Source organism: Moorena sp. SIO2C4, from assembly GCF_010672485.1.
Lineage (GTDB): Bacteria > Cyanobacteriota > Cyanobacteriia > Cyanobacteriales > Coleofasciculaceae > Moorena > Moorena producens.
Genome location: NZ_JAAHGN010000802.1, coordinates 1 through 3,562, shown reverse-complemented (window position 1 = coordinate 3,562; position 3,562 = coordinate 1). Strand labels below are relative to the sequence as shown.

The following is a 3,562-nucleotide window of genomic DNA, read 5'->3' as shown; positions in this document are numbered from 1 at the left end:
AGATTAGCAGTTAAAAGATAATTTACGATGGCGATAGTGCTCTAGGTCCGAGAAAAGGCGAAATTAGCAAAACTCAATTCATTTGTGCCATGCCACTTGTAAACTTGATTGCGAAACCCCTTCCACTGTTCATAAACTTTCTTAAACTTGGCATCTTTGCTAGCATCTTCTTCAAATAAATCGAATGATGCTTTCTCAGCCGCCTGCAAAATGTCTTGAGAGTAAGGAGTTAGCTTAGTACCTGCTTTAATCAAGCGTTCCAATGCCCCTCCATTCAAAGCATCATACTGAGCTGCCATATTTATATTGGCGTACCTGGCGGCATCTTTAAAGATTTCCTGATACTCCTTGGGCAACTTATCCCAAGCTTTTTTATTAACCTGTACCTCTAGGGTTGGTCCGGGTTCCCACCAGCCTGGATAATAATAGAACTTAGCTGCTTTGTACAAGCCCAGCTTCTCATCATCATAGGGACCAACCCATTCAGCAGCATCAATAGCTCCCCGGTCTAGGGCAAGGAAAATTTCACCCCCAGGTAATACTTGGACATTCACCCCCAAGCGCTCCATCACTTTACCTCCCAATCCAGGGATACGCATTTTTAATCCCTTCAGGTCAGCTACAGAATTAATTTGTTTCTTGAACCAACCTCCCATCTGAGCACTGGTGTTACCCGCTGGAAAATTAATCACGCCAAAGTCAGCATAGAGTTCCTGGAGCAATTCCAAGCCACCACCGTGGTACAACCAAGCATTTTGTTGTGGAGCGGTTAGACCAAAGGGTACACTAGTGCCGAATGCTAGGGCTGGATTTTTGCCAACGTAGTAGTAACTAGCAGTATGACCACACTCAACGGTTCCCTGTTGGACGGCATCGAGAACCTCTAATCCTGGTACAATTTCACCAGCCGCAAAGGGGGTAATCTGGAAACGCCCATTGGTCATTGCACTGACCTGCTTACAGACAGTATCAGCTCCTCCGTAGATAGTATCTAGGGATTTTGGCCAGCTGGTGACCATTTTCCATCGAACTATAGGCTGACTGCCGGATTGAGCAACTGGTCCTGTACTAGCTTGATTACAGGCCGCTAAGGCAGCTGTACTGGCTGCACCAAGCGCAGCGTTACTAAAAAATTTTCGGCGTTTCATGGTTGTTGATTCAAGAATTGGTCATCTTTCGCGCAAATTCTATCAAGTTTAGCACTTACGCCCCAAACCCTATTATTGAAGGTAATTACAGCGATTTAACCCTTTGAATTGTAACAATAAACCTAGTTTTAATCCACATTCCGCACTTCAAAATGTAGTATTTACAGAACACGGAAGCAGCAAAGAGATTTCCAGAAGGTTTTTAAGTAAAAATACTCATTATTGTTTTTTCTGTGGGGAACTTTATTGGTAGTTTTTGACTTGACGACAACTGAATCTAATTAAACTAAAGTGATTAAGAATAGTTTAACAAGATCATAGTAATTCTGATCACGAGTGAGATACACAGGATTTTTTACCACTCCCTACATTCTTATCCCAACTCCGAAGTTCCCAACTCCGAAGCTCCCTAAAACCCAGTACGAAAGTACCTCACCGAATTAAGAACTGCTAGATAACACAGTGATTGACCTACGGGACTAAAGTAAGCCACACATTATCCAATTATTTTCTTTAAGTCCTCAAGTTTTTTCTGGAAGTCAGATTGACTCTTTAATTTATTAAGTGGACCTTCGTAATTGTCTATTTCATCAATTAATTCTTTCACAGCACCAGCAGAAACTTTGGTCTTCATAAGTTCCAAAAGCTCACGATATTTTTTTTGACATAGCTCGTGTTGAAGTTTCTTATAAATTTGTGGCTTTTCAAAAGACAAAACAGTCGTTAGTGCTTGGGATTCATCAAACTGATTAATTAATACTTCATAGACGGGAAGCGCGTTATCAGATACTCCATTTCCATTGGTCATAAAGACTTCTACTAATGCTAAAGTGTACTTTTCTTTTACTTGAGTGGGCACACTGCCTTGATCGCCGATAATTCTTTGAAGTTGTCGTGCAAATGGCGGTTCACTATAAAAGTTGTTGAACCCGCGATGAGCATCAAGTAGATTATCTACTGCTGTATCTATATCAGCCGCTCGCAGACCATCAGGTATGTAATAAATGCCTGAAACTACCTCAAGGAATTGGCGAGAACGATCCGCTTGTATTTGGTCATTATTAGCAATAAATTTACCGTATTTAACGCCAAATTGGTTACGTGTTGTCTCGTCAACTCTCCCCCATAAGCGAGGCAAAAGTTTATGTATGTTATCTCGTGTCTGTGAAGTAGTGTCGTCGTGAGTATAGATACCAAAAAATCCAGAGCCTAGATTGTTGGCTTGTTCAGGAGTAAGCTCCAAGAAAAATGATGCTATTTGTTTAGCTTCTGTCTCTGAAATATTATTCTTCTTGATGTTGCTCAATAATCGCTTGATTTCTACAGCACTATTAGGTAAGGGTAAAGAAATAACTTCTTTTACACAGGTTTCTAACCAGGCAATAAGTTGTAAGCCAGTAATATCATTTTGGTTAGGATGAGCTGCGCTGACCCAGTTTCGCATATATCGGACATAGTCCAAATGCTGGAATCCTAGATCTGAAATTAGACCTATTTTTCTAGCACCTTCAATCAGTTCGCTATCAGATACTTGATTTAAGTGACTTTCATTGTTAATTTTTTTGCGCTTTTCAGGAGATAATACATTGTCATAAAAATATGAAAGGTCGTATTGGGATACGCGGTTCCTTAGCTCTACAATTGTTTCGTTCCACAAGTAATTTAGCGCCGCATCAAACAATCCAGAAGCTACGGCTGCAATGAACTTGGATATGTATATAGAGCGTGCCTTTTGCTCATTATCAATCTTTGTCAGTACGCTCGTGATGTTCCTAAACACGGCTGTACGCTCATCTATTGAAACGAGTACAGACTGATTTGGCAAGCCCTGTTCTTCCAAGAAATCAATCAAACTTGCTTCAATTCTTTCTATTTCTACAGTTACATCTTGTGGTCTATTAGCTAAATTAGATGAGTTTGCTAGGTCTGTCATTATTAAAAATTGTTTTTGGTTAACACCAATATAGTTTTTTGGGTCTAATTTATAAGAATCAACACTTCTGGTTATAACCCACAATTTCAGAATAGTGAGTGTAAATAAAACCAATTAACTCTGGCACAAACTTTCTGTATTCCTATTGAGTTTTAGCAAGGAGCTTGATTGGTTATTGTGTGGGTGATAATTTATACTTGTAGTAAGTTACTATAAAAGAAGTTATAATTGTAAAATAGTGTGATGTGACAAGATTTGGCAAGGCTAAACAATAAAAACCCTAGTGCTTACCAATTAGTTTATCATTCCCTAGCCTGAATCTACAATATCGCCAAATTGTTGAAGATCCCAATAAGCTAGCGATGTACTCCCGGAAATTAGCATGGCGACGCCGTAGCTGTGCTAAGGCTTGATGTTCTAACTGGCGTACCCGTTCACGACTGAGGTTAAGTCGCTTACCAACTTTAGCCAGAGACAGCTC

At 40.0% G+C, this 3,562-nt stretch carries 2 protein-coding genes and 1 pseudogene; all 3 read right to left on the bottom strand.

Annotated elements, in window-relative coordinates; all coding sequences use genetic code 11:
- Positions 1 to 41: 41 nt before the first annotated feature.
- Positions 42 to 1,148 (bottom strand): TRAP transporter substrate-binding protein, encoded by a 1,107-nt coding sequence (locus F6K20_RS29350; RefSeq protein WP_287297049.1) that lies wholly within the window; start codon positions 1,146 to 1,148, stop codon positions 42 to 44.
- Between the two features lie 496 nt (positions 1,149 to 1,644).
- The gene (locus F6K20_RS29345) at positions 1,645 to 3,195 is read right to left on the bottom strand and encodes a hypothetical protein (protein ID WP_287297048.1); all 1,551 of its coding nucleotides are present in this window, start codon (positions 3,193 to 3,195) and stop codon (positions 1,645 to 1,647) included.
- A gap of 241 nt (positions 3,196 to 3,436) precedes the next feature.
- Positions 3,437 to 3,562, bottom strand: a pseudogene (locus tag F6K20_RS29340) (sigma factor-like helix-turn-helix DNA-binding protein); the annotation flags it as partial.